Source organism: Polaromonas sp. CF318 (genome assembly GCF_000282655.1).
In the GTDB taxonomy this organism is placed as follows: domain Bacteria; phylum Pseudomonadota; class Gammaproteobacteria; order Burkholderiales; family Burkholderiaceae_C; genus Polaromonas.
In genome coordinates, this window is record NZ_AKIV01000128.1 from 1 (window position 1) to 2,044 (window position 2,044).

Consider the following 2,044-nt stretch of genomic DNA (forward strand, 5'->3'; position numbering starts at 1 on the left):
TTCACCGTGCAGACCAAAGCCGGCCTGACCATGGAGTATGGCAACACGGCCGACTCGCGCATTGAAGCGCAAGGCAAGGCGAGCGTCAGGGTCTGGGCCATTAGCAGAATATCTGACGTCAAGGCCAACTTCATGACGTTCAGCTATGTAGAAGACAATGCCAATGGAGAGTACTACCCAAGCCGGATTGATTACACGGGTAATGCAGGGGCGAGTCCGGTGCTAGCGCCCACGACATCAGTGCAATTCGTGCCCAGTACGGCAGCCAGGCTGGATGTGCAAACGGCCTACAGGGGTGGAGCGCTGATCAAGACGGCTATGCGACTGGGGAGCGTCCAGGCCTATGTGGGAACCACGCTGGTCAAGGACTACCGGCTGGAGTATCTGGCTCAGGCCACTTCCGCTGACAGGAGCATGCTTGCGTCGATGACGCAGTGTGATGGAGGCGGGCATTGTTTGCCCCCGGCAGTGTTCAGCTGGCCCTCCATGGTTGCTGGCACGTACACCCAAAAATTCGGAGCAGTACCCACGACCAATTGGGATCCCACAAAAGCTTGGGTAGGCGACTTCAATGGAGATGGGCTCAATGATTTGATGAGCTACTACGGGGGCAACCTGGCCACCTTCCTCTCCAACGGGGATGGCACGTACACCCAGAAAGTGAGTGCAGTGCCCACGACCAACTGGGATCCCACCAAGGCCTGGACAGGCGACTTCAATGGAGATGGGCTCACCGATTTGCTGAGCTACTACGGAGGCAATCTGGCCACCTTTCTCTCCAACGGGGATGGCACGTACACCCAGAAGTTGAATGCGGTGCCCACGACCAACTGGGATCCCACCAAGGCCTGGACAGGCGACTTCAACGGAGATGGGGTCACTGATCTGATGAGCTACTACGGAGGCAATCTGGTCACGTTCTTCTCCATGGGGGACGGCGCATACACCCAGAAAGTGAGTGCAGTGCCAACCAATTGGGATGCCGGACGGGTTTGGATTGGTGACTTCGATGGAGATGGGTTCACCGATTTGATGAGCTACTACGGAGGCAATCTGATTACCTTCTTCTCCAATGGAGATAGCACGTACACCCAGAAAGTGAGTGCGGTGCCGACGACCAACTGGGATCCCACCAAGGCCTGGACGGGCGACTTCAACGGCGATGGGGGCACTGATCTGATGAGCTACTACGGAGGCAATCTGGTCACTTTCGTGTTGGAAGGGAGCTATAAGAGATTCGTGACGGCATTCATGTCCGGTGGTGGTGCGAACACTTCGATTGGCTACGTCCCGCTTACGTCTTCCGGAACCTACACAAAAGACGCCACGCCAAATGCAGCGGCCTACCCCAAGCTTGATCTTCAGTATGCGCAGTACGTGGTGAGCACAGTGGCCAGCAGCAATGGCATAGGTGGCACAACGACCACGCAGTACAACTACGGCGGCCTCAAAGCCGAACTCGGCACAGGCCGAGGCATGCTGGGTTTCCGCTGGATGAAGTCCAAGAACCTGGCCAACAACATTGAAAGCTACACCGAGTTCAACCAGAACTGGCCGTTCACGGGCAGCGTGGCCAAGAGCGAAACAAGGCTCGCCGGTTCGGGCAACGCAGGCGTACTCAAGCGCACGACCAATACTTACGCCCAGGGTATGGGCTCGGCCACCGGCACGACCTTTGTTTACCCCAGCCAGAGCGTCGAAGAAAGCTGGGACTTGGGCGGAAGCGCCTACCCCACGGTCACCAACGCTTACCAGTACGGCCAGAGCACGCAGTACGGCGACCCGACCCAGATCAGCGTAAGCAACAGCGCGGGCGCGGGCAAAACCACCGTCAATGAATACTGGCCGGTCAACACCGGCAGCGGAAACTGGATTTTGGGCCGGCTTAAAAAAGCCACCGTCACCAGCGTGACGCCGTAACTTTGATCAGATACAGTCGGTACCCAGCAAAAAGCTAAAAAGCAAGAGTTAAAAAAGAGGGCGGGGAAATGCAAGGTAAACACAGCAAGGTATTGCGCTGCGCGGCTCTGTGGCTGCTGGGCGC

At 57.3% G+C, this 2,044-nt stretch carries 1 protein-coding gene; it reads left to right on the plus strand.

All coding sequences use genetic code 11. The annotated features are described in order from the left end of the window. Positions 1-1,920, plus strand: a 1,920-nt coding sequence (locus PMI15_RS19625; RefSeq protein WP_007873514.1) for an FG-GAP-like repeat-containing protein, incomplete at its 5' end; no start/stop codon positions are given. Positions 1,921-2,044: the final 124 nt, after the last annotated feature.